This window comes from Cyanobium sp. ULC082 (assembly GCF_977927535.1).
The window spans coordinates 376,369-400,091 of sequence record NZ_OZ376398.1 but is presented as its reverse complement, the minus strand read 5'-3'; the positions used below and the strand labels follow the sequence as shown (position 1 = coordinate 400,091).

Genomic DNA, 23,723 nt, shown 5'->3' with positions numbered 1-23,723 from the left:
GCGCTAGCTGCGGAACAGACGGGAATAGAGCTCAGCATGGCGGAGCTGGGCCATCCCTGCCCCCACGCCGCCATTCCAGAGCTGATGCGGATCAGCGTTCACCAGGGCGATGGCCCGCTCGCCCAGGAGGCTGGCCATCGCCAGTTGGAGCCGCTGTCCCTGGGTGGGACCGAGCGGGATCAGGCGCACAGCCGCGCTCACCTGGTTGGCCACCCAGCCATAGAGATAGGCCTCGACCAGCTCCTCCAGCTCCAGCTCCAGGCAGAGGCCCGCCCAGGCCCAGGCGGCTGGCCAGCCCAGGCGCGCCGGTCTGATGGCGTGGCCGTTGCCGGGCAGCGGCCAGCCCAGCTCGCCAAGCAGCTGGAGCAGGGAGTGGCCCATCTGGCACTGCTGGGCCCGCAGCTCCGGCGCCTCCCGCAGGACCCGCAGCCAGCCGTCGCGATCGAGCAGGTCGGATGCGGCGGCGGCGGCGGCCAGCTGATCGTTCCGGTCCTCCGCGTCGCGCCAGCTCGTCAGGGCGGACTGGAGTGGCTTCAGGCTTGCCGCTTCGATCGTGATCGCCCCTCGCCACAGCTCCGCTTCCAGCCAGCGCCGCAGGGCCTCGGCGTTTCCCAGCCTTCCGCCTTGAACCAGCTCCTCCAGCCCCTCCGAATAACTGAAGGCGCCCACTGGCAGGGCGGGGCTGAGCAGTTGCCACAGGTGCGGGCGGGAATCAGTGGTCATGCTGATGGCCGCCTCCCCCATCCCCGCCGCCGGCATACGCTCCCGCCTCCGGCAGGAACGGAGCGGTGAGAGGCTCCACGCTCAGGCCCCGTTGGCGCAGCAGCATCTCGAGCACAGGGTCCTGCAGGATCCGCAGCTGGCCGGGCCGGAGTTCCATGGCCACATGGCGGTTGCCCAGGTGATAAGCGGCCTGCAGCAGGGCCAGGGGATCGGAGCTGCTCACCAGCAGCAGCGGTTCAGCCGCCGCCTCCACGATCACCACGGTGACCTGGGCAGCGTCGCTGAGGGCCTCCCCTGGCAGCAGGGCGCTGCCACGGGGAAGTTGCAGCAGCAGGTCCCTGCCGCAGGCGCTGCGGCGGTGGCCCCGCAGGCTGCTGCGCTGGTCGGCGCTGAGCGGCAGCCGCAGGGCCTGGATTCCCGGGGCAGGCTGGTCGTGCCGCCGTTCCAGCAGGACCGGAGAACTGGCTTGGGCGCTCACGGGCGGATCTGCAGCAAGGGAAACCAGGGAATGATCCGCCACCATCGCCAGACCGCTGGGTCGGAACGGTGGCAATCGATACGGGAATCGACCGATCCGGCGTCGACGATCACCAGGATGACTCCAGCTCCCCTTGCTTCCTGGCGTGGTAGCGCCCAGATGCTCTTTCATCGGGGTTCCACGCCCGGCGGTGCCACCATCCACCAGGGTGGAACCACGGCCCCGCTCAAGTTCCAGAAGGCCTTCGCCGCTGCGGATGGTCGCTGTGAGCTGCCATTGCTGCACACAGCCGGCGGCCTGGTGGGTGGGGATGAACTCTCGATTCAGGTGGCGCTCGAAGCCGGCAGCCGTGCCCTGATCACCAGCGTGGCGGCCCAGAAGATCTACGGTTCGATCGGCCGCTCCCGGCTGACGCCCCAGGGCCGCTGGGCCCGCCAGGAACTGGCCTGCAGCCTGGCGGAAGGGGCTGATCTGGAATGGCTGCCCCAGGAGCTGGTTGTGTTTGCCGGCGGGCTCTTTGAACAGGTCGTCCGGGTGGAGCTGGCGGCCGGGGCCAGCTGGCTGGGGGCCGAGGTGGTGCGGCTGGGTCGCAGCGCCGACGGCGAGCAGCTTGGCAGCGGCCGCTGGCGCTCTCTGCTGGAGATCCGCCGCGAGGGCCGGTGGAGCGTGGCGGATCGGCTCGAGCTCGGTGGCGAGAGCCTGGAGGGGGACCATGGCCTTGATGGCCTGCCGGTGTTCGGCAGCCTGGTGTGGGCTGCGCCGATGCCGTTGAGTGAGCGGTTGATCGAGCACTGCCGCGCCGATCGCGCCGGCCTCGCCGGTGAGATGGCCTGCGGCCGCCTGGAGCAGGGTCTCGTCGCTCGCTACCGGGGACCCTCCAGCCAGGCGGCCCGCTTCTGGTTCACGCGGATCTGGGCCCGGATCCGGGCGGAGCGCGGCCTGGCCGCGCCGCAGTTGCCCCGGGTGTGGCCGTTTCAGGAGGCGCCGCTGATCGCCGCCTCCGGCGCCACACTCCCGTCGCTCTGACCAGGCAAGCTTCAGCCGGGTGCCTGTCGGCTGGAGGTGTCGGATGAGTGGCTCGGCATTCCTGCCCTGGGAGCATTGGATCCGCCGTTATCGGCCGGAGTGGAGGCGGAGCGATCTGCTGGCCGGGCTCACGACAGCGGCGGTGGTGCTGCCGAAGGCGATGGCGTTCGCCACGATCGCCGGCCTGCCGGTGGAGGTGGGGCTTTACACAGCCCTGGTGCCGATGCTGGTGTACGCCCTGCTGGGGTCTTCGCGGCCCCTGAGCGTCAGCACCACCACCACCCTGGCCATCCTGGTCGGGGCTGAGCTGAACAGGGTGGTCCCGGGGGCGGCGCCGGCGGAGTTGCTGGTGGCCAGTGCAACGCTCGCGGCCCTGGTGGGAGCCATGTTGTTGCTGGCTGCGCTGCTGCGGCTCGGCTTCGTTGCCAACTTCATCTCCGAATCAGTCCTGGTGGGCTTCAAGTCGGGGATCGGCCTGGTGATCGTGGTGGATCAGCTGCCCAAGCTGCTCGGCGTTCCCATCACCAGGGCCGGCTTCTTTGCCGACATCGGCGCAGTCGTGGGCCAGTTGCCGCAGACCTCGCTGCCCACAGTGGTCCTGTCGCTTCTGTCGATCGGGCTGTTGCTGAGCCTGCCCCGTCTGGCGCCGGGGCTGCCGGCACCCCTGGCGGCGATCGCGGTTGCCCTCGCTGCCATGGCCCTGTTCAAGCTGGAAGCACTTGGGGTGGCCACCGTCGGCCCGGTGTCCCCGGGACTGCCCGGCCTCACCCTGCCGCAGCTGGCTCTGGCGCAGCGGATGTGGCCGGCCGCCGCCGGTATCGCCTTGATGAGCTTCACCGAAAGCATCGCCGCCGGCCGCGCCTTCGCCAGCAGCAAGGAACCCCAGCCGCGCCCGAACCAGGAACTGTTCGCCCTCGGGCTGGCCAACATCGGTGGGGCGCTGCTGGGTGGCATGGCCGCCGGCGGTGGCACCACCCAGACCGCCGTGAACCGCAGGGCGGGTGCCCGCTCCCAGCTGGCCGAGCTGGTCACGGCGGCGGTGGCGATGGGAACCCTGCTGCTGCTGGCTCCTTTGATTGCCCGGCTGCCCCTGGCGGTTCTGGCCGCTGTGGTGGTGGTGTATTCGGCTGAATTGATCGCTCCCGCCGATTTCATCGCTATCCGCAGGGTGCGGGTCACTGAGTTCCATTGGGCCCTGATCGCCTGCGCCGGCGTAGCCCTGCTGGGAACCCTGCGCGGAATTCTGGTGGCGGTGATCGTGTCGTTGCTGGCGCTGGCGCAGCAGGAAATGAATCCCCGGGTCTACGTGCTGGCCCGCAAGCGGGGCACGGATGTGTTCAGACCCAGGTTGGGCCACCACCCCGCCCACCCGGATGACCAGACCTGGCCGGGTCTGCTGCTGCTGCGGGCCGAGGGGCGGCTGTTCTTCGCCAATGCCCAGGCGGTCTGGGCCCAGATGGAGGCGCTGATCGAGCGGGCCGAGCCCCGGGTGGTGGTGATCGACTGCAGCGCCGTGATCGACATCGAGTATTCCGCCCTGAAGCGGCTCACCGAGGCGGAGCGCAAGCAACGGAAGCAGGGCGTGAGCCTCTGGCTGGCCGGGCTGAATCCGGACAGTCTGCGGGTGGTGCGGCACTCGGAGCTGGGCAGGACCCTCGGTCCGGAGCGCCTCTGCTTCAACGTGGAGACGGCGGTGGAGCGCTACGAGGCCGGTTCAGCGCCTACCGCAATGGCGACCTTGCCCTGAACCTGCCGCTGCTCAAGGGCTGCCAGCGCCGCGGGAACGTCCTTCAGGCCGCAGCGGCGATCGATGAACGGCGTGATCTTGCCGGCTTCGAGCAGATCGGCCAGGACCTGCAGATCGAGCGGATTGGGGTTCGAGGCCAGCACGGCAACCCGGCGGCGGCTGGTGCGGCAGATCCAGGGTCCCTGCCAGAGCATCACCTGGAAGAAACGCGCCATCGAGCCACCCACCAGCACGTAGGTGCCGGATGGCGTCAGGGCCGGCAGGAAGTCGGCCAGGGGCCGAAAGGCCGCCGTATCGAGGATCAGGTCGTAGCGGCGGCCATCCGCGCTGAAATCCGCCCCGGCCGAGTCGATGACGTGGTCGGCGCCGATCGAGCGCACCATGGCCTGTTTGGCGGCGCTGCAGGCGCCGGTCACTTCAGCGCCGAAGGCTTTGGCGATCTGCACCGCGAAGGAGCCCACCCCACCGGCGGCTCCGTGAATCAGCACCTTCTGTCCCGCCTCAAGTCGGCCCAGATCGCGCAGGCCCTGCAGGGCCGACAGGGCCGAGCAGGCCACCGTGCCGGCGGCTTCGAATCCGACCGAGGCCGGTTTGATCGCCAGGGCCGATGATTCAGAGGCGCGGGCGTATTCGGCAAAGGCGCCGAAGCCGCACTCAGAGAGATCGCCGAACACCGCATCGCCGGGCTGGAAGCGGCTGACTCCCTTGCCGATGGCCACCACGGTGCCGGCCACATCACAGCCGAGGGTCCGGATCTTCGGCCGGCGCAGGCCTCCGTACAGCAGGCGGATCACCAGGAAGGGTTCACCACGCATCAGATGCCAGTCACCGGCATGGACAGAGCTGGAGTGAACCCTGATCAGCACCTCCTGGGGGCCGATCGTGGGGACAGGAACCGTCTGGAGCGAGAGCACCGCCGGCGAGCCGTAGATCTCCTGGGTGATCGCCTGCATCGTGGCGGGGAGCGGGGTGGAGCCGCCGGCCTGGTTGCTGCCTGTCTGCGGCGCTTGCGCCCTGCCGTGAACCGCCATGACTTCACCACTACTTACAACGTAAGCAAAGCATACACCGTAAGCTTGGTCCGCACTGGCGGGTCGGGATTGGAGCCGGAGAACCGTGCTGGGCTGAGCTCTCAGCAGCCGATCGCCCGGCTGCCCCTCAGTCGGGAGCGGGTTCTGCACGCGGCCCTGGAGATCGCCGATCAGGGAGGGCTGGCTGTGCTCACGATGCGGAAGCTCGCCGAAGCGCTCGGCGTCAAGGCGATGTCGCTCTACAACCACGTGGCCAGCCGCGACGCCATCGTGGACGGCCTGGTTGAAATCGTGGTCGGCGAAATCGCCCTGCCGGCGATCGGCGGGGACTGGAAAGCGGCGATGCGGGAGCGGGCCGCTTCAGCCCACCAGGTCCTGCGCCTCCATCCCTGGGCGGCGCTGGCGATTCTGTCGCGGCTGAACACGGGGCCGGCCATGCTGCGTTACGTGGATGCTTCGCTCGGCTGCCTGGCGGAGGCGGGCTTTTCCCTGCAGCAGGCCGACCATGGATTGAACGCCATCGACAACCACGTCTATGGGTTCACCCTGCAGGAGCTGAATTTCCCGATCGAGGCGCACGATTACGCCGCGATCGCCGCCACCTTCCTGCCGCAGCTTCCCGCCGATCGTTATCCCCACCTGAACGGGCTCACCCTGGAGGTGATCGCACGCCGCTACGACGGGCTCCATGTCTTCGGCTTCGGTCTCGCTTTCATTCTTGATGGCCTGGAGCGAACCCTGACGGGGCTGAACGCCGCGGCCAGCCCCGCATCACCAGCAGACCGAGCAGCACCAGGGTGGCCGGAATCAGGCCGATGCTGAGCCGGATCGTCAGCAGCGCTGTCTGGGGTTGCTCCAGGGTCTGCCCGGCCACGAAGCCGCTCCAGCTGAGCAGGTTGCCGAGCAGGAACACCGATACGGCACTGCCCAGCTTCTGGGTCAGCACCATCCAGGCGGTGAACAGGCCGGCGGGCCGCTCCGGGTCGGCATCGATCGCATCCGGCAGCAGCGACCAGGGCATCAGGTAGGCGGTGGAGGCTCCCAGACCCATCAGCAGCACCACGAGCAGCAGCAGGGTGAACCTGAGCCCGCTGGCCAGGCTGGCGAACGGGGCCAGGCCGGGATCAAGGGGCACCAGCACCATGGCCAGAGCCCCCATGGCGATCCACAGCCCACAGCCCCAGCGCAGGGCGCACAGCCGGCCGCGCTGGGCCGCCAGCCGGCTCCAGAGTTCCAGCCCCGCCATGGCACTGAGCTGGAACGGGATCAGCATCCAGGTGCTCCAATCCATCGGTACGTGCATCACCTCGGAGAGGTAGAGCAGCGACACCGGCTGCATCAGCTGCAGGGCACCCCAGAGCAGCAGGTAGAGGCCCACCACCCGCAGAAAGCGGCCATTGCGGCGAATCCGGAGCAGCTGGGTGGTGATCGGCTCGGCGCGCCCCGATGGCCGCCGGCACACCCGGGCTGCTGGGGCCAGGCCCCAGCAGCAGAGCAGGGTGGCCACGATCGCCACGGCGCCACTGGCCACCCCCATCCAGAGGTAGCCGGGGGCGCCTCCGCCCACCAGCAGGGCCCCCAGCAGCAGGCCCACCAGGCTGCTGAGGATCGAGCCGGTGAAGCGGGCCGCGTTGAGACGGGTGCGCAGTAGGGGAGGTTCACGCCGGTGTAGGCGGCCATGAACAGCACCGAGATCAGCACGAACCAGCCGAAGCGCAGCAGCTCGCCGCCCGGCGGAAACCACCACATCAGGGCCATGCTCACGCCAAGCGGCACGGCGCTGCCGATCATCCAGGGAAGGCGGGGCCCCAGCCGGCTGCGGGTCCGATCACTCAGCCAGCCGAGCAGCTGATCGCTCACCGCATCCCAGGCCCGTCCCACCATCAGCACCAGCCCGGCCAGCCAGGGGGGCAGCCCGGCGATCTGCGTGTAGAACACAAACAGGTAAAAGCCGATCAGCGCCGCGGCCATGCCGGTGCCGGCATCGCCGATCCCGTAGGCAACAAGCGTGCGCCGCCGCAGGGCCGCCGGCATCGCCAGCAGATCGATCGGCTCGACCAAGGCGACAGGAGCCTGGTTCACTCCCTTGGCTCCAGCTCGCGCAGGGCTTCCTGGCGCAGCAGGTCGAAGATCGTGTCGCGCTCGTACAGGTCGGCCACGGCGATCGCCGTGAGCGTGGCGAAGCCGATCGGCAGCAGCAGGGAGTAGTCCTTGCTGAGTTCGAAGGTGAGCAGGATCGCCGTGAGCGGCGTGCGGGTGAGGGCTCCGAGGAAGGCGCCGCCGCCGGCGAACAGCAGGGTGGCCGGGGCGGTGTGGAAGAGCAGCAGGCAGAGCTGCTGCATCAGGGTGCCGAGGCAGGCGCCCACCACCAGGGCCGGGGCGAGGAAGCCGCCGGGGGCTTCCGCCGCCACGGCCACGGCCGTACCCGCCGCCTGCACCCCAAGGGCCACCAGGGCCTTGAGCGGTGTGTCGAGGCCCTGCAGGGCGTCGAAGCCGAGGCTGTCGGGGTTGTCGAAGGAAGGCGGCAGCAGCGACCAGCCCAGGCCGATCGCCAGCCCCACCAGCGGCAGCAACTGCCAGACCGGCAGCCGCAGCCGGAAGAAACCCTGCCGCATCTTCAGGATCCAGCGCTGATACTGCATGGCCAGCAGCCCGGCTGCCGCCCCAAGCAGCAGCAGCACCGGTACATCCACCAGCCGGAATTCGCTCAGCTGGCTGGGGAAGCTGATGATCGGCGCCAGCTGCTTCAGCCAGGCGGGTCCGCCGCCATGACCGGCCAGCAGCCGGGTCCAGGCCACGGTGGCGAAGGTGGCGAAGGCGGCGATCGCATTCACGCGAATGTCGGCTCGCTTCAGCAGTTCTTCAAGGCTGTAGGCCAGCCCCCCCAGCGGCGAATGGAAGATCGCGGCGAGGCCGGCACCGCTGCCGATCGCCACCGCCAGGCGCCGATCACCGCCATCAGCCTGGAGGGCATCGGCGGATTCCCGGGCCAGGGAGGCACCGATCTGGATCGAGGGGCCCTCCGGCCCCACCGGGATGCCGCTGCCGATCGCGATGCCGCTGGCCAGCAGCTTCACCACCGCCACCCGCCAGCCCATCGGGATCGGCACACCCCTCAGCCAGAGCATCACCTGCACGATTCCCGAGCCCTTGGCGCCAGGCTCCAGGAAGGCGATCAGGCCGCCGGCGATGCCGCCGCCCAGCACGCCGATCAGCGGGAGCACGAGCGGCCGTGGCAGGCGGGCGGCCAGTTGGAGCCGCAGGTTGTTCACCGCCTGGATCTCCTGGCCATAGAGCCAGATCGCCGCGGCCACGCCGATGCCGATCGCGTTGACCAGCAGAAAAAGGCCCAACAGGCGGCGCAGCTTGCGGCGGCGTTGAGAGGGTGTGACGGTCATCGGGTCAGTCAGGCCAGGGCGGGCAGCCGGGGCGAAGCCGCCACCAGCTGGCGGGTGATCGCCGCCTGAGGCTGCTCCAGCAGCCGATCGCCGGGGCCCTCTTCGACGATGCGGCCGCCATCGAGCACGATCACCCGCTGGCAGAAGCCGCTCGCCACCGAGAGGTCGTGGGTGATGAACAGCATCCCCAGGCCCAGGCGCCGCTGCAGCTCCCGCAGCAGGGCCAGCACCTCCGCCTGCACCTCGGCGTCGAGCATGCTGACGCTCTCGTCGCAGAGCAGCACGGCGGGCTCCAGGATCAGGGCCCGGGCGATCGCCACCCGTTGCTGCTGGCCGCCGGAGAGCTGGCGCGGCAGGCGGTTCTCGAACGCCTCGGCCGGGCTCAGTCCCACCGCTTCAAGCCCGCGTCGTGCCCGTTGCCGTGCTTCGCTGCGACCGGCCAGCCGATGGATCAACAGCGGATCGGCCACGGCCTCTCCAATCGTCATTGCCGGGTTGAGGCAGGCGAGCGGGTCCTGGAACACCATCTGGATGCGGCGCCGGGCCTGGCGCAGCTCACGGCCGCCCAGTTCGCGCAGGTTGCGGCCCTGCAGCCACACCGCCCCGCCGCGCACCGGGGTGAGGCCCATCAGGGCGCGGCAGAGGGTGCTCTTGCCACAGCCGGAAGCCCCCACCACGCCCACTGTTTCGCCTTCCCGCAGCTGCAGGCCCACCCCGTCGACGGCCTTGAGCCAGCGGCGTTGCCACGGCAGCGACGGCAGCGGGTGCCAGCAGCGCAGCTCCTCCACCTCCAGCAGTGGCGCCGCCTGCTGGGCCAGGGGCGAGCGTCCCCCCTCCCGCAGCCGGGCGGCGGCCACCAACCGCTGGGTCAGGGGGGCGCAAGGCTGGGTGAGCAGGATCGTGGAGGCGGCCTGCTCCACCAGGCGCCCCTGATCCAGCACGGCGATCTGGTCGCACCAGCGGCCGGCCATGGCCAGGTCGTGGCTGATCAGCAGCAGGGCGCTGCCACTGTCGCGGCAGAGGCCGGTGAGCTCGGCCATCACCTGGGCCGCCACCGCCACATCCAGGCTGGTGGTGGGTTCATCGGCGATCACCAGGGCGGGCTCGAGCGCCATCGCCAGGGCGATCGCCAGCCGCTGACGCATGCCGCCACTGAACGCATGGGGATAGCTGTCGTAGCGCTCTGGGCCGATCCCCACCCGCTGCAGCAGCTCAGCGGCCCGCTGCCGCCGTCGCCGTCGTGACCAGTCAGGTCGATGGGCGGCCAGGGTGTCGGTGAGATGGTCCCCCACCCGGAGCAGCGGATTCAGCCGGGTCATCGGATCCTGGAAGACCAGGCCCACCGCCTCACCCCGCAGGCGGCGCAGGGCCGGACGGTTCAATCGGCGCGGATCCTCGCCGACCAGCAGCAGCTCTCCGTTGCAGACGCTGCCGGCGGGCAGCAGCTGCAGCACGGCCCTGGCCACGGTGCTCTTGCCGCAGCCCGAGGGCCCCACCAGGGCCAGCCGGTCGCCGGGGTTGAGCTGCAGGTCCAGGCCCTGCAGGGTGGGTGCGGCCGTGGAACCCGGGTAGCTCACCACGAGATCGTGGATCGCCAGCACCGGGCCAGGGCTGCGGGGTGCGGCCATGGAGCGATCGATGGTCAGGTGGCCGTTGTCAGGTCATTTTGCCTACTATCAAATGATCAGCCAGCTCCGATGACCGAAATCGCCGGCTCCCTGATCACCCGCCCGCGGGGCGAAGCCCCGGCGGTTTTCAGTGCCGGCAGCGATTCCCAGCCAAGCGGCCCCGCCTTCCTGCTCGGCCGCAAGCGGATCCAGGTGGCCGCCGACTACGGCGTTGCCCTGCCGTCCTGGTTGGAGGCCTGCATCGAGCAGGTTCCACCGGCAGCAGGGGAGAGCTGCCCCAGCGATGGCGAAGCCCTGCTCGCTCGAGCCTTTGATTTCGCCTTCCAGCTCCATGACGGCCAGGTGAGGGCCACCGGCGAGCCATACATCATTCATCCGATCGCTGTCGCCGATCTGCTGCGCGATATCGGCGCCAGCCCCTGCGTGATCGCCGCCGGATTCCTCCACGACGTGGTCGAGGACACCGAGGTGAGCTCCGAGCAGCTGGAGGCCCACTTCGGGGCGGAGGTGCGGGCGCTGGTCGAGGGGGTCACCAAGCTGGGTGGCATCCACTTCACCAACCACACCGAGGCCCAGGCCGAGAACCTGCGCCGCATGTTCCTGGCCATGGCCAGCGACATCCGCGTCGTGCTGGTGAAGCTGGCTGATCGCCTCCACAACATGCGCACGCTCGGGGCGCTCAAACCGGAGAAGCAGCTGCGGATCGCACGCGAAACCCGTGAGATCTACGCGCCGCTGGCCAACCGCCTCGGCATCGGCCGCTTCAAATGGGAGCTGGAGGATCTGGCCTTCAAGATTCTCGAGCCCGAGTCGTATCGCGAGATCAAGCAGGAGGTCGCCAGCAAGCGCAGCGACCGGGAAGACCGGCTTGCGGTCACCGTGTCCCTGCTCAAGGATCGCCTCAGGGCGGCTGGGCTGAGCCAGTGCGAGGTCACCGGCCGCCCGAAGCATCTGTATGGGATCTGGAGCAAGATGCGCCACCAGCAGAAGGCCTTCCACGAAATCTTCGATGTGGCGGCCGTACGCATCCTCACCACCAATGTGGAGGGCTGTTACAGGGCTCTGGCCGTGGTGCACGACACCTTCCGGCCGATTCCCGGCCGCTTCAAGGATTACATCGGTCTGCCCAAGCCGAACGGCTATCAGTCGTTGCACACGGCGGTGATCGGCAGGCACAGGCCGGTGGAGGTGCAGATCCGCACCACGGAGATGCATCAGGTGGCGGAGTACGGCATCGCCGCCCACTGGAAGTACAAGGAGGGGGGATCACCGGCCGCCGGGGGTGACACCGATCGTTTCAACTGGCTGCGTCAGCTGGTGGATTGGCAACAGGACGGTGGCGGTGAAGACAGCAGCGACTATCTCGCCTCGATCAAAGAAGACCTGTTCGATGAGGAGGTGTTCGTCTTCACCCCCAAGGGGGATGTGGTGGGGTTGCGCACCGGCTCCACCGCCGTGGATTTCGCCTATCGGATCCACTCGGAGGTGGGTAATCATTGCCAGGGCGTCCGCATCAACGACCGGCTCTGTCCCCTGGCCACGCCGTTGCAGAACGGTGATTTCGTCCAGGTGATCACCACGAAAACGGCGCGGCCGAGCCTCGACTGGCTTAACTTCGTGGCCACCCCGACGGCGCGCAACCGTATCCGCCAGTGGTATAAGCGCAGCCATCGCCAGGAAAACATCCTGCGGGGTCGGGAGCTGCTGGAGCGGGAACTCGGCCGCAACGGCTTCGATGCGCTGATCAATGGCGAGGCCCTCGCCAAGGTGGCTCGCCGCTGCAATCTGGGCAGCACGGAGGATCTGCTCGCTTCGCTCGGCTTCGGTGGTGTCACCCTGCATCAGGTGCTCAACCGGTTGCGGGAGGAGGTGCGGCTGGCCAGCGCCGCCACCGCCCCGGTGCTCTCGAATGAAGAGCTGGCCCGAAGCGTGGCGGCCAGGGCCGGAAGCGGCCCGGGTGCTGATTCAACCGCCGGAGCCGATGCCGGCGGCGCCGCCATCCTGGGGCTGGAGGGGTTGGAGTATCGGCTCGGGGGCTGCTGTTGCCCCTTGCCGGGGGAGGCGATCGTGGGCAGCGTCGCCCTCGGCAACCACGGCATCACCATCCACCGCCAGGATTGCGCCAACGTCAACCAGATGCCGGTGGAACGCCGGCTGCCGGTGCGCTGGAATCCGCTCGCCGACCCGCAGCACCGCCGGTATCCGGTGCAGATGCGGATCGAAGTGCTCGATCGGGTCGGCGTGCTGAAGGACATCCTCACCCGCCTCTCCGACAGCCGCATCAATGTGAGCGATGCCCGCGTGCGCACCGCCTATGGCAAACCAGCCTGCATCGACCTGAAGGTGGAACTGATCAGCGCCTCCCAATTACGAACCACGATGGATCAGATCCGCTCGATGGCCGACGTGCTCAACCTCTGCCGCACCGGAATCGGTTGAGGCTCAGGATCACCGCTGGTTGCCAGAGTGATTCAGACGTTCTTGGAGCCTGGAATCCACCCCTTTTCTCACGAAGCGATTCGTAGAACTGCCGATGTCCAGGGTATGTCTTCCGAGACGAATGGCGTGCCTCCCGGTTGAACTCTATCGCTCAGCTGATCTGGCCCTGCACGCCCAATGGGCATGAGGTGATGACAAGTTATCAAGAGCAGATGATCCAGAGTTGGCGCACTAACTCGATGGCGTGGACAAATGCCGTCCGGCATCAGCAGATCGAGAGCCGCCGATTGGTGACGGATTCAGCAATTATGGCAGAGATATCACGCCTTCAGCCCAACACACTGCTCGATGTTGGTTGTGGAGAAGGGTGGCTGTGTCGAGCTGTTGCAGCACAGGGAATTGTGGCAGTCGGGATTGATGGTTCCCCAGAGTTGATCAACCGAGCTCAGGCACTGGGAGGCGAGTTCTATGTTGGCTATTACAAGACCTTGCCCCATTCAGGACGCTACTTCGATGTGATTGTCTGCAACTTTTCATTGTTGGAGGAGGAATTGGATGCTGTGATGCAGCAGATGAAAGCGATGCTAACTCGGCAAGGATCGCTTTTGATCCAAACGGTTCATTCTCAAGCCATTGGCATTGATCAGACAGAAGGTTGGCTCGTTGAACATTTTTCTGGTTTTGGAGCAGGCTTTTCCGCGCCGATGCCTTGGTACTTTCGACGGCAGCAAGCTTGGATTGAGCTGCTTGCTCGCAATGGATTCGCAATTGACAGGATCTTGGAGCCAGTGCACCCAGCCAGTGAAAAGCCACTCTCAGCTCTATTGATCTGTCAGCTTGACAAACCTATGGTTTGAAGATCAGAGTGATTCCCACAGTGATTGTTATGCAGCCAGCACAGAAGTTTAGCCGTTTTGCGACGCTCGCTCGAATCAAAAACCTTGCTCGGCTGGCGATCGATGCGTACGCCAGTTTGACCCCACCAACAGCGACAGCAGCGATCGCGATGATGATGCCTGTGTCAATGAGTGAGACTTTGGCCACATCCAAAAATGCCGGGAAAAAGCCCAGGTAAAACAGGACGGCTTTTTGATCGGCTAATGTAATCAGCAGCCCAGTCAGGAAGCTCGACAAAAGAGAGGATTGAGCAAGCTCTTTGGATTCAAGGTCTTGGGCCGGGGAGCGGCACAATCCGATCCCCAGCAAGATCAGATAGGCAGCGCCGAAGTATTTCATAAGGAAAAATAGACTCCCCATCTTGGCCGCCAACACAGACAAGCCGCCAATGGCCACAAGGATGAAGATGATGTCCCCAGTGATGATGCCAAGGCTGGTGAACACACCATGAATGAAGCCAAAGGTTGCCGACCGAGTGGAGACAGCTACAACACTTACGCTGGGAATCGCTGCCAGGACAGACATGGCGCTGAATAATGCGATGCCGCTACTCAGTGTCATGCTGCTCTGCATTGGAGCTTCTTGTTGGGGTCGGTTGATTGTTTGATCGGAACCTCTATAGCTATTACGATAGAAGCATGCATTTGAGGTCAGTTGCAGTTGCTTGAACATGAGGAACGTTGCGCCGAACCCAGGACATCTTTGGCGAAATGTGCCGAAAAGCGAGTCGAGCCTGGAGAAATCCGGCTTATCCACAGGCGCACCGCTCGCTTGTTTGTGGCCGCGACGAGACTCAACTGGATGGCACGCAAGCTACTAAGACAACTGCCACGACCCGCGATTGCTCGCAGATGCGATACCTTCCCCCTATGACTCCCGTGCAATGACGTCGCCACGGTTGCAAGCTTGTGGGCCAGGATATGCCCTGCCTTGTGAGCCTCAACATGGCTAATTCAGCTTTATGGCACACTATGCTATGGCTGATCCTGTTCTGAATAGGATGTATTTCAGCTTCTTCCTCATCGCTCAGGATCAGCAGTGGGCAAAGGTTCAAATGCAAAACTGGCTTTGCTGCTCTCGTCTGCTGAATCCTGGGTGTCAGGCCCTGCAGATTTCCAAAGCAGGCACAGCAGGTACCCCATTGAGCATAGCTTTTGAAGGCCTGAATGCATCTGACTTCATCTTGAGCAAGGGGGTCGACTGATCAACAGGTATGAGCACCTGAAAACGGATGGGCGATACCAAATTGTTGCAATGAGACGTCTTTTTTGGTAGGCGGGATTTGTCGTGTTCTTGCAGCCCCTCTGCCTGGTTCAGCCGATCGCGGCTCGATCTGGCCTTGCAGCGCAGCGCGGAAAGCCGCCGAGCTGAGAACCGGCGTGTTGTGGTCGAGGTCGGGCACCAGCACAAGCTCCGCCACGCCGGGCGGGAAGGCGCGGTGCAGGGCGATGGCGTGGCGCGTGGGCACCACCCGATCGATGGCCGCCGCCACGATCGTGGTGGGGGCCCGCACCCGGGGCGCCTCAGCGGCCGCCTCCCAGCGATCACGCAGCAGCAGGTCCACCGGCAGCCAGGGCATGGTGCCGCGGGCCACCGCCAGCAAGCTGTCGAACGGCACCAGCAGCACCAGCCGCTGCACCGGGCGGGTGGCAGCGAGATGCACCGCCGGGCCGGTGCCCAGGCTGCGGCCCACCACCGTGATCGCGTCGTGGCGCTTGGCCACGTGGGCATGGAGGGCTTGGGCGTCGGCGCGCAGGGCCGCTTCGCTGGGGCTGCCCTCGCTGCCGCCGTAGCCGCGGTAGTGGAGCAGGTAAAGGGCCGTGTCGGGCAGCAGGACAGCCAGCTCGGCGCGGGTGAGGGACACGTCTTCGGCGTTGCCACCGAAGTAGATCAGCGCCCGGGAACCCGCATGGGGGCGATGGGCCACCAGCACGCGCTTGCCCTCCACCTGCAGCACCAGCTGGCCGGACGGATCGGCGGCGGGCTGGGGGAGATAGATCAACGAGCGCTGGGTGAGGAACACCAGCAGGCAGACACCGCCATAGCCCAGCGCCAGCCAGCCGGCCAGGCCCAACCACCTACCCACACTCATCGGTGCTGTGCGGATCGCCCATTGACAGCCCAGCTGGTTGGCGTGGCGCAGCAAGCTGAAGACAGCCGATGCCCAGCACAAAAAAGCCGATTCCAAAGCACCCGATCGCCATTGGCGTGTTCGGCAGACGGTTGCGCAGCCTTGTTCCTCACCCCACCAGATCGTGGGAGTTGTCGGGCAGGAGGTTCTTTGTTCAACGCGAGGATCATGAGGCGGCCTGGTTGCGTTGCATCTTCTTGAGCGTGGGGTTGGGGGGCAAGGCGCATTGCTGTCGCAGCTCTCGGATCGCGCTCATCACCTGCAGGGAGGTCTGGGAAAAAGTCGAAGATAGCTTCATTCCGGCGCTTTTCAATCCTTTGGCAGTCCAGTTGTTGCACGTATGCAACAAGGAAAAGCGTCCCTTTCCTTGAAAGAATCGACTGTTGCCGTACAGGCCCGGCATGAGGCGGACAATGCCTCCTTGCTGGTCACGGGCAAAACTGTTTGCCACAAATGCTGCCAGAGCAGAAACTTGTTGATCGGTTAAACAGGTGCTGATAACTTCGTTTGAGTCAAAAAACGTCTTCGGAGAAGCCGGGATAGCAACAACGTGCATCACAGCGCCTTCCGACCTGAAGATCGCTTGCAAGGTTAGACCGATTGATAGGTTTCGTGATGGGTAGAACTCCTGATCACCCCAGCCAACTTCATAGTAGGCGGCGTCGCCATAATACTCCTTGAGACCAGGAATGGCTTGATTTAGATCATGAGCTGGAATCACAAGGCCCGTATGCCATCCATGCCTTACCACGAATATCGGATGCGAACGAATGGCATCAGACGATGGAACTCTTGACCGGACAGCATCTGGCTTCCACGAGCAGGAGCTAACGGCAAGTGCGGCGAGAATCAATCCAGCCAGCTTCGCGGTGATGGTCCTGCCAAATGGATACATTGATGCGCCAGCGCCATCTCCATTCAAGTCACCAACGTAGCCCCGTCCGTCTGTTGGTTGTTGATCTGTCCAACATCGGCGCCGCCGGCACCCGCATCGCCACTCTGCTGAGCCCCAACACCACCCTTGCCCTCAACAATCTGATCGATGCCAAGGCGGTGCATGACAACCTCACCATCCGTGATGCCTGAATCCTCGTCAGCCTGATCAACTGATTGGCTGTCTGCCCACGCCATAACAAACCCCCCAGGCAAAACCCGGGAGGCTAGGGGGTATTCACTCAGACCCGGAGGCTTCAGAAGCAGAAGGGCAGAAACTGGGTGTGGCAGGTGGTGAAGCCATCCACCAGGGGACCAAGCCCGATCTGGTGAATGATGCTGGCTCCAGTCAATCCTTCCGTGATGATTCCGATCACAATGCCGAGCATGGCGGCCCGGCCGTTGAACAGCTCAGCTCTTTTGAGCTGCTCAAGGTGCACCTCCTGAGCGGCAAGATCCTGGATTTGATTGTTACGAGATGGAGTTGTTGTCATGGCTTTTGCGGGAGGGAATGTCAGAGGCAGTGGTGAAGATCAACTGCTGCGGAGGTGCTCAAGACCGGGACGACTGATCAGTGGGGCGTGAGAACACGAAGGCCACCATCCCGGTGAGCACCACCACAAGCAGGAAAACAGCGGTGATCGCGGTGCTGTAGTCGGTGGTCATGGCGTCAGCCCAGGCCGATCTGGGTGAGGATGCCCTGGCCGGTGAGCAGCTCCGTGGCCACACCGATCACAAAGCCGAGCATGGCCAGGCGACCATTCCAGGTTTCGGCAAAAGCAACAAATCCGTAGCGGGGGGAAGAATCAGCCATGGCGGTTTCAGCGGGATGACAGAACTGTAACAGATTGTAACGGGGGCCGGATCTCAGGGGTGAGCCGATTTTTGGCGCCGGCCAAGGTCAGGGATCGCTGATGCTCTTTGTGTGATCGGCTACAGACGGCTCATCGTTTTTTCTCACGAAAAGTGTCTAGCATTGCTCAGCGGCCCTTTTCCCGCGCCTGCCCACCCCTGTCCATGGCCCAAGCCTCCACCAGTCCTGCCCGCGATCAAGCCCTTCGGGACTCCCTGCTCGTTCGTTACACCGCCGCTTCGGCCGCCGGAAACAGCCGCATGAAAATGGCCCTCAGCCATGAAGCTGCCTATCTCGGCATTCACCTCAGCAAGATCAACGCCTCGATGACCGGCCTTCGCTGAGGCCACGGCCGGCTCGACGTAGCTGGCCCAGGCACTGGCAAGAGAGACCGGTGGCAGGGAACTGATCAGGCGACCTGGCCGTAGCCGCCATCGCGGGGGGCAGCCGAAGGTTCCTGATGAACCTGCCCCGGAGCCTGGCCACTGCCAGAGTGATTCGGGCCTATCCCTTGCCATGCATCTCACTCCTCAGGAGAAGGACAAGCTCCTGATCGTCACGGCCGCCCTGCTGGCGGAGCGGCGCTTGCTGCGGGGCCTCCGCCTGAATCACCCCGAATCGGTGGCCTGGTTGAGTTTTCAGGTGCTCGAGGGTGCCCGGGATGGCAAGACCGTGGCTGAACTCATGCGCGAAGGCAGCACCTGGCTCCGTCGTGATCAGGTGATGGAAGGGGTTCCCGAGCTGATCGGTGAGGTGCAGATGGAGGCCACCTTCCCCGATGGCACCAAGCTGGTCACCCTGCACGATCCGATCCGCTGATCCCCCTGATCACCCCGCCTGCATGTCTTATCTCATCCCTGGCGAGCTGCTGCCGGAGCCCGGCAGCCACGAACTCAACGCCGGCCGCCCTGTCACCACACTCAACGTGGCCAACCGCGGCGACCGCCCGGTTCAGGTGGGCTCCCACTTCCACTTCTATGAAGCCAATGCGGCGCTGGTGTTCGACCGTGACAGCGCCCGCGGCCAGCGCCTCGACATCCCTGCCGGCACGGCGATTCGCTTTGAACCGGGCGATGAGCGGGATGTGGACCTGGTGCCGCTGGCCGGTCGCCGCCAGGTGTTCGGTTTCAACGGCCTGGTGAACGGTCCCCTCGACTGACCGCCAGTCCTCCCTCAACCCTTTCCGCAGCAGAGCCATGCCCTATCGGATGGATCGTCGGGCCTACGCCGAAACCTATGGACCCACCACCGGTGACCGGCTGCGGCTGGCCGACACCGAGCTGATCCTGGAGGTGGAGAAGGATTTCACCACCTACGGCGAGGAGGTGAAGTTCGGCGGCGGCAAGGTGATCCGCGACGGCATGGGCCAGGCCCAGACCTCCCGGGCCGAAGGGGCGGTGGACACGGTGATCACCAACGCCCTGATCGTGGATTGGTGGGGGATCGTCAAGGCGGATGTGGGCCTGCGTGACGGCCGCATCTGCGCGATCGGCAAGGCGGGCAACCCCGACATCACCGATGGGGTGACGATCGTGGTGGGTCCCGGCACCGAGGCGATTGCCGGTGAGGGCCACATCCTCACCGCCGGCGGCATCGACACCCACATCCACTTCATCTGCCCGCAGCAGATCGAAACCGCCATCGCCAGCGGTGTGACCACCCTGCTGGGGGGCGGCACCGGCCCGGCCACCGGCACCAACGCCACCACCTGCACCCCCGGCGCCTTTCACCTGGCCCGCATGCTGCAGGCGGCCGAGGGGTTGCCGGTGAACCTGGGCTTCTACGGCAAGGGCAACGCCAGCACCCCGGCGGCGATCGAAGAGCAGATCCGTGCCGGTGCCTGCGGCCTCAAGCTCCACGAAGACTGGGGCACCACCCCGGCGGCGATCGATTGCTGCCTCACCGTGGCCGACAAGTACGACGTGCAGGTCTGCATCCACTCCGACACGCTCAATGAGGCGGGCTTCGTGGAGGACACGATCCGCGCCATCGGTGGCCGCACCATCCACACCTTCCACACCGAAGGGGCCGGCGGCGGCCACGCCCCCGACATCATCCGGATCTGCGGCGAGGCCAATGTGCTGCCCAGCTCCACCAACCCCACCCGCCCCTACACCCGCAACACGCTCGAGGAACACCTCGACATGCTGATGGTGTGCCACCACCTCGATCCCGCCATCCCCGAAGACGTGGCCTTCGCCGAATCGCGCATCCGCCGCGAGACGATCGCCGCCGAGGACATCCTTCACGACCTGGGCGCCTTCTCGATCATCGCCAGTGATTCCCAGGCGATGGGCCGGGTGGGCGAGGTGATCACCCGCACCTTCCAGACCGCCCACAAGATGAAGGTGCAGCGCGGCAGCCTGCCGGAGGACGCCGCTTCATGTGGGGGGCGAAACGACAACACCCGGATCAAGCGTTACATCGCCAAGGTCACGATCAATCCGGCGATCGCCCACGGCCTCGACAGCCAGATCGGCTCGGTGGAAGTGGGCAAACTGGCCGATCTGGTGCTCTGGAAACCGGGCTTCTTCGGCGTGAAGCCGGAGCTGGTGGTCAAGGGGGGCTCCATTGTCTGGGCCCAGATGGGTGATGCCAACGCCTCGATTCCCACCCCCGGGCCGGTGCACGGCCGGCCGATGTTCGCCGCCTACGGCGGTGCCCTCGCCCCCAGCTGCCTCACCTTCCTGAGCCAGGCCGCCCTCGACGATGACCTGCCCCGGAAGCTGGGCCTGAAGCGGCCCTGTGTGCCGGTGGTGAACACCCGCGCCATCGGCAAGGCCGAGATGCGCAACAACAACGCCCTGCCGGTGGTGGAGGTGGACCCGCAGACCTATGAGGTGTTCGCCGACGGCGAACTCATGACCTGCGAGCCGGCCGAGGTGCTGCCGATGGCGCAGCTCTATTTCCTGCTCTGAAGACAGGGCCCCGCCCCCAGCCACAAGCCGCTTTGAATCGGTAGCAACGATCACCGGAGCTGTCAACCACGCTCTTCATGATCGATTCCAGCTTGAGCGTGCCCTGATGTTCACCGAATACCATCCGCGCAAGGGTTACGACGAGTACTTCAACGCCGCTTCCGAGCCCCGCTCCGCCCTCCGCCCCCTGCTCTCTTCCCTCGGCCAGCTGGGCATCGAGGAGATCAACCGCAGCCATGTGGCCGCCGGCCTGCTGCTCAAACGGCTCGGTGCCACTTTTCGGCTCAACGGCTCCGGTGAAGAGGGAGGCGAGCGGATTCTCCCCTTCGATCCGTTGCCCAGGCTGATCCGCGCCGGCGACTGGCAGCGCCTTGAGCTCGGCTTGATTCAGCGCCTGGAAGCGATTGATCACTTCCTGGCCGATGTCTATGGCGATCAGAAAATCCTCGACGACGGGGTGGTGCCCCGCGAGGATGTCGAGAGCTCCCATGGCTGGCGGCCCCAGATGCGGGGGTTCAAGCCTCCCCTCGGCCGTTGGTGCCACGTGTCCGGGCTGGATCTGATCCGCGATGGCCAGGGCACCTGGCGGGTGTTGGAGGACAACCTGCGTTGCCCGTCCGGGGTGGCCTACTTCCTCGAAAATCGCCGCGTGATGAAGCGGATGTTCCCGAGCCTGTTCGCCGGGCGCACCGTTCAGCCGATTGACGACTATCCCTCCCACCTGCTTCAGGCCCTGAGGGAGCTGGCCCCCTGGACCGACAGCCCCAAGGTGGTGCTGCTCACCCCCGGGGTGTTCAACAGCGCCTACTTCGAGCACAGCTACCTGGCCCAGCAGATGGGCATCCAGCTGGTCGAGGGACGCGACCTGGTCTGCGAGGGCAACCGGGTGTGGATGCGCAGCACCGCGGGCCTGGAGGCGGTTGATGTGATCTATCGCCGCATCGACGACGACTTCCTCGATCCGGATGTGTTCCGCAGCGATTCGATGCTCGGCGTGCGGGGCCTGATGGAGGCCTACCGAGCCGGCCGGGTGGCGATCGCCAATGCTCCGGGCACCGGCGTTGCCGATGACAAGCTGATCTACGCCTATGTGCCGGACATGATCCGCTACTACCTGGCGGAGGAACCGATCATCGAGAACGTGCCCACCTACATCTGCGCCCGGGCCGAGGACCAGGCCTACGTCCTGGCCCATCTCAAGGATCTGGTTGTCAAGGCGGTGGGCGAGGCCGGCGGCTACGGCATGCTGATCGGTCCCCATGCCCAGCCCGACGAGATCCTCAGCTTCGCCGCCAAGATCAAGGCGGATCCAAGAAATTTCATTGCTCAACCCACCCTGGAACTCTCGACGGTGCCCTCCCTGAGCGAAGGTGAGCTGTATCCGTGCCACGTCGACTTGAGACCCTATGTGCTGCGGGGCAAGGGCGCCTGGGTGAGCCCGGGTGGTCTCACCCGCGTCGCCCTGCGACGGGGTTCCCTGGTGGTGAATTCGTCCCAGGGCGGTGGCTGCAAGGACACCTGGATCGTGGATGAAGCCCCATGCTGAGTCGCGTCGCCGATTCGCTCTACTGGATCAACCGCTACATCGAGCGGGCTGAGAACCTCTCCCGGTTTCTGGAAGTGAGCGAGGCCATGGCCCTCGACTGCCCGCCTGGCAGCGCCGAGCCCTGGCTGCCCCTGATCGATGCCAGCGGCGATCGGGAACTGTTCGATGTTCTCTGCCCCGATGGTCTGCCCACCGATGTGGTGCGGTTCCTTGTCAACCATCCTGAGAACCCCAGCAGCATCGTCAACTGCATCGCGTCAGCACGGGAAAATGCCCGCCAGATCCGCGAGGTGATCACCACTGAGATGTGGGAGCAGCTCAATGAGATCTATCTCACCGTTCATGAGAGTGATCGCTTCTGGCAACAGCCCGCCCAGGAGCAGCTCCATGAGATTCGCTACGCCTGTCAGCTGTTTTATGGCATCACCGATGCCACCCTCAGCCGTGATCTGTCCTGGCAGTTCAGCAAGCTGGGGCGATTGGTGGAGCGAGCCGACAAGAGCAGCCGCATCCTTGACGTGAAGTACTTTCTGCTGCTGCCCAGCTCCGAGGAGGTGGGTGGGGTCCTCGATGAACTGCAGTGGATCTCACTGCTGCGCAGTGCCGGGGCCTATCAGATGTTCCGGCAGTCCCAGCAGAAGGCGATCGCCCCCAAGGCGGTGGCGGCCTTCCTGTTGCTGGATCCGATTTTCCCCCGTTCGGTGCGCTACTGCCTGGAGGGCATCAACAAATCCCTGAGGGTGATCCGCAGCAACCCGGTGCCGGGGCCTCCCGATGATCTGGAATGCCTCGCCGGGCTCATGCTGGCCAACTGGAGCTTCGTGCGCATCGATGATCTGGTCAATCGCGGCCTTCATGAAGCGATCGATCACTTCCAGACCGACCTGAACACCCTGCACGCGCAGATCGAGGAGCGCTACTTCATCACCAGCCAACCGGCACCCGGGCCAACCGCCTGCATCCATCCCATTGATGGAGCCGATCAGGCCGCCACTCAGGACACCACCCTTCCCATTGCTCCCACGTCCCAGGCATGCGCGCCCGCATAAGGCATACCCTCACCTATCGCTACAGCGAACCGGTCCAGCTGGGAGCCCATCGTCTCTGTCTCAAGCCCCGTGCCCACGGCTTTCAGAGGTTGCTGAGCTTTGATCTGAGCTTTTCGCCGGATCCCCATCGGCTCCATCCCCTGATCGCCGCCAGTGGCGACGACATCCTCCGTGCCAATTTCTTCGGTTTCACCGATTCCCTTGAGATCCAGGCGATCAGCCATGTGGAAACCCAGGTGGCGCCCCTGCTTGAGGTCTGCCTGGCCCAGAACGAACCGGAACTTCCATATCCGGTGGGCCACCTGAACGGCGATCTGATGGGCAGCCTGGAGGGTTGGCTGCCCAACGGCCAGCACGAGCCTGCCGCCGTCGAGCTGGCCCAGGAAGCCTTGATGGGCAGCGACCAACGCGCCTTGATGTTCCTTCAGAACCTGGTGGAGATGATCCAGGACCGGGTCAAGTACACCCAGCGCCATGCCGGGCCTGCCTGGCCGGCGGGCCGCACCCTCAAGGAGCGGGTGGGCTCCTGCCGGGATCTGGCGGTGCTCATGATCGAGGCGTCTCGCTGTGTCGGCCTGCCGGCGCGTTTCGTGAGCGGCTACCACCTGGTGGAGCCCAGGCCGGATCGCTACGACCTGCATGCCTGGGCGGAGGTCTACCTGCCCGGGGCAGGCTGGCGAGGCTTCGATCCCAGCGGCATCGGCGCCGTCGATGACCGCTACATCCCCCTGGCCACCTCCTCGAAGCCAAGCCTCACTGCCGCTGTTTCGGGCTCGTTCAGTGGGCCGCCGGGAGTGGAGAGCGAGCTGAGCTGGGCGATCGAGGCCGAGGTGCTCAGCGAGGTCCCGGCCGTGCCGGATCTGCTCCATTTCTGAGCGCCGGCCTGGAGAGCGCCCGGCCGGGCAACTGTCAGGGAGACCCTGCAT

General features: G+C 65.6%; 24 protein-coding genes and 1 pseudogene. 14 read left to right on the top strand and 11 right to left on the bottom strand.

Annotation, left to right across the window (positions count from 1 at the left end):
- Positions 1–3 precede the first annotated feature (3 nt).
- Both ACXMDY_RS11445 and ureE read right to left on the bottom strand, forming a co-directional pair.
- Positions 4–723 carry an urease accessory protein UreF gene (locus tag ACXMDY_RS11445; RefSeq protein ID WP_259702358.1) on the bottom strand — a complete coding sequence of 240 codons (720 nt, stop codon included), beginning with the start codon at positions 721–723 and terminating at the stop codon, positions 4–6.
- A complete protein-coding gene (gene ureE, locus ACXMDY_RS11440; RefSeq protein ID WP_259702359.1) occupies positions 713–1,201 on the bottom strand; it encodes an urease accessory protein UreE in 489 nt (162 codons plus the stop codon). Before ureE ends, ACXMDY_RS11445 begins: the two co-directional genes overlap by 11 nt.
- A gap of 117 nt (positions 1,202–1,318) precedes the next feature.
- On the opposite strand from ureE, the gene ACXMDY_RS11435 reads away from it, so the two are divergent.
- Positions 1,319–2,227: an urease accessory protein UreD gene (locus ACXMDY_RS11435; protein ID WP_399244152.1), complete on the top strand. Its 909-nt coding sequence runs from the start codon at positions 1,319–1,321 to the stop codon at positions 2,225–2,227.
- Between the two features lie 43 nt (positions 2,228–2,270).
- Positions 2,271–3,974 carry a SulP family inorganic anion transporter gene (locus ACXMDY_RS11430; RefSeq protein ID WP_259702360.1) on the top strand — a complete coding sequence of 568 codons (1,704 nt, stop codon included), beginning with the start codon at positions 2,271–2,273 and terminating at the stop codon, positions 3,972–3,974.
- Here ACXMDY_RS11430 and ACXMDY_RS11425 read toward each other — a convergent pair.
- The gene (locus ACXMDY_RS11425; protein WP_259702361.1) at positions 3,929–5,005 is read right to left on the bottom strand and encodes an NAD(P)-dependent alcohol dehydrogenase; all 1,077 of its coding nucleotides are present in this window, start codon (positions 5,003–5,005) and stop codon (positions 3,929–3,931) included. The two genes, ACXMDY_RS11430 and ACXMDY_RS11425, sit on opposite strands and share 46 nt — an antisense overlap.
- A 69-nt stretch (positions 5,006–5,074) precedes the next feature.
- Here ACXMDY_RS11425 and ACXMDY_RS11420 point away from each other — a divergent pair, with 69 nt between their 5' ends.
- A complete protein-coding gene (locus ACXMDY_RS11420; RefSeq protein WP_259702362.1) occupies positions 5,075–5,827 on the top strand; it encodes a TetR/AcrR family transcriptional regulator in 753 nt (250 codons plus the stop codon).
- Here ACXMDY_RS11420 and ACXMDY_RS11415 read toward each other — a convergent pair.
- The 3 genes and pseudogenes from ACXMDY_RS11415 to ACXMDY_RS11405 form a co-directional block, all read right to left on the bottom strand.
- Positions 5,718–7,039, bottom strand: a pseudogene (locus ACXMDY_RS11415) (MFS transporter). The gene ACXMDY_RS11420 and the pseudogene ACXMDY_RS11415 overlap by 110 nt on opposite strands.
- Before the next feature lie 44 nt (positions 7,040–7,083).
- Positions 7,084–8,403 (bottom strand): chloride channel protein, encoded by a 1,320-nt coding sequence (locus ACXMDY_RS11410; RefSeq protein WP_259702363.1) that lies wholly within the window; start codon positions 8,401–8,403, stop codon positions 7,084–7,086.
- Between the two features lie 8 nt (positions 8,404–8,411).
- Positions 8,412–10,031 carry a dipeptide ABC transporter ATP-binding protein gene (locus tag ACXMDY_RS11405; RefSeq protein WP_259702364.1) on the bottom strand — a complete coding sequence of 540 codons (1,620 nt, stop codon included), beginning with the start codon at positions 10,029–10,031 and terminating at the stop codon, positions 8,412–8,414.
- A gap of 69 nt (positions 10,032–10,100) precedes the next feature.
- On the opposite strand from ACXMDY_RS11405, the gene ACXMDY_RS11400 reads away from it, so the two are divergent.
- Positions 10,101–12,470, top strand: coding sequence for a RelA/SpoT family protein (locus ACXMDY_RS11400; protein ID WP_259702365.1), 2,370 nt, complete (start codon positions 10,101–10,103; stop codon positions 12,468–12,470).
- A gap of 137 nt (positions 12,471–12,607) precedes the next feature.
- Positions 12,608–13,327, top strand: a complete 720-nt coding sequence (locus ACXMDY_RS11395; RefSeq protein WP_259702366.1) for a class I SAM-dependent methyltransferase — start codon at positions 12,608–12,610, stop codon at positions 13,325–13,327.
- On the opposite strand, the gene ACXMDY_RS11390 is transcribed toward ACXMDY_RS11395, so the two are convergent.
- Positions 13,317–14,123 (bottom strand): LysE family translocator, encoded by an 807-nt coding sequence (locus ACXMDY_RS11390; protein ID WP_259702367.1) that lies wholly within the window; start codon positions 14,121–14,123, stop codon positions 13,317–13,319. The two genes, ACXMDY_RS11395 and ACXMDY_RS11390, sit on opposite strands and share 11 nt — an antisense overlap.
- 244 nt (positions 14,124–14,367) lie before the next feature.
- On the opposite strand from ACXMDY_RS11390, the gene ACXMDY_RS11385 reads away from it, so the two are divergent.
- Entirely contained in the window at positions 14,368–14,571 is a 204-nt protein-coding gene (locus ACXMDY_RS11385) for a hypothetical protein (RefSeq protein ID WP_457767623.1), read from the top strand.
- On the opposite strand, the gene ACXMDY_RS11380 is transcribed toward ACXMDY_RS11385, so the two are convergent.
- Both ACXMDY_RS11380 and ACXMDY_RS11375 read right to left on the bottom strand, forming a co-directional pair.
- On the bottom strand, positions 14,572–15,459 hold the full coding sequence (locus tag ACXMDY_RS11380) for an alpha/beta hydrolase (RefSeq protein ID WP_259702369.1): 888 nt from the start codon (positions 15,457–15,459) through the stop codon (positions 14,572–14,574).
- A 205-nt stretch (positions 15,460–15,664) separates the two neighbouring features.
- Positions 15,665–16,393, bottom strand: coding sequence for a TIGR02117 family protein (locus ACXMDY_RS11375; RefSeq protein ID WP_259702370.1), 729 nt, complete (start codon positions 16,391–16,393; stop codon positions 15,665–15,667).
- Positions 16,394–16,446: 53 nt separating this feature from the next.
- On the opposite strand from ACXMDY_RS11375, the gene ACXMDY_RS11370 reads away from it, so the two are divergent.
- Positions 16,447–16,584, top strand: a complete 138-nt coding sequence (locus ACXMDY_RS11370; protein ID WP_259702371.1) for a hypothetical protein — start codon at positions 16,447–16,449, stop codon at positions 16,582–16,584.
- 104 nt (positions 16,585–16,688) lie between these two features.
- On the opposite strand, the gene ACXMDY_RS11365 is transcribed toward ACXMDY_RS11370, so the two are convergent.
- Together ACXMDY_RS11365 and ACXMDY_RS11360 are read right to left on the bottom strand one after the other, a co-directional pair.
- Entirely contained in the window at positions 16,689–16,925 is a 237-nt protein-coding gene (locus ACXMDY_RS11365) for a chlorophyll a/b-binding protein (RefSeq protein ID WP_259702372.1), read from the bottom strand.
- Positions 16,926–17,101: 176 nt separating this feature from the next.
- Complete coding sequence (locus tag ACXMDY_RS11360) at positions 17,102–17,245, bottom strand: high light inducible protein (RefSeq protein ID WP_259702373.1); 144 nt, start codon at positions 17,243–17,245, stop codon at positions 17,102–17,104.
- 203 nt (positions 17,246–17,448) lie between these two features.
- Between ACXMDY_RS11360 and ACXMDY_RS11355 the strand changes: the two genes are divergently transcribed.
- From ACXMDY_RS11355 to ACXMDY_RS11325, 7 genes are all read left to right on the top strand, one after another.
- Complete coding sequence (locus ACXMDY_RS11355) at positions 17,449–17,628, top strand: hypothetical protein (RefSeq protein WP_259702374.1); 180 nt, start codon at positions 17,449–17,451, stop codon at positions 17,626–17,628.
- 172 nt (positions 17,629–17,800) lie between these two features.
- The gene (locus tag ACXMDY_RS11350; protein ID WP_259702375.1) at positions 17,801–18,103 is read left to right on the top strand and encodes an urease subunit gamma; all 303 of its coding nucleotides are present in this window, start codon (positions 17,801–17,803) and stop codon (positions 18,101–18,103) included.
- 22 nt (positions 18,104–18,125) lie between these two features.
- Positions 18,126–18,443, top strand: a complete 318-nt coding sequence (locus ACXMDY_RS11345; RefSeq protein ID WP_259702376.1) for an urease subunit beta — start codon at positions 18,126–18,128, stop codon at positions 18,441–18,443.
- A gap of 37 nt (positions 18,444–18,480) precedes the next feature.
- Entirely contained in the window at positions 18,481–20,202 is a 1,722-nt protein-coding gene (ureC, locus tag ACXMDY_RS11340; protein WP_259702377.1) for an urease subunit alpha, read from the top strand.
- 106 nt (positions 20,203–20,308) lie between these two features.
- Complete coding sequence (locus ACXMDY_RS11335; protein WP_259702378.1) at positions 20,309–21,748, top strand: circularly permuted type 2 ATP-grasp protein; 1,440 nt, start codon at positions 20,309–20,311, stop codon at positions 21,746–21,748.
- Positions 21,742–22,797, top strand: coding sequence for an alpha-E domain-containing protein (locus ACXMDY_RS11330; protein ID WP_259702379.1), 1,056 nt, complete (start codon positions 21,742–21,744; stop codon positions 22,795–22,797). The genes ACXMDY_RS11335 and ACXMDY_RS11330 overlap by 7 nt, the downstream gene beginning before the upstream one ends.
- Positions 22,782–23,672 (top strand): transglutaminase family protein, encoded by an 891-nt coding sequence (locus ACXMDY_RS11325; protein ID WP_259702380.1) that lies wholly within the window; start codon positions 22,782–22,784, stop codon positions 23,670–23,672. The genes ACXMDY_RS11330 and ACXMDY_RS11325 overlap by 16 nt, the downstream gene beginning before the upstream one ends.
- Positions 23,673–23,723: the final 51 nt, after the last annotated feature.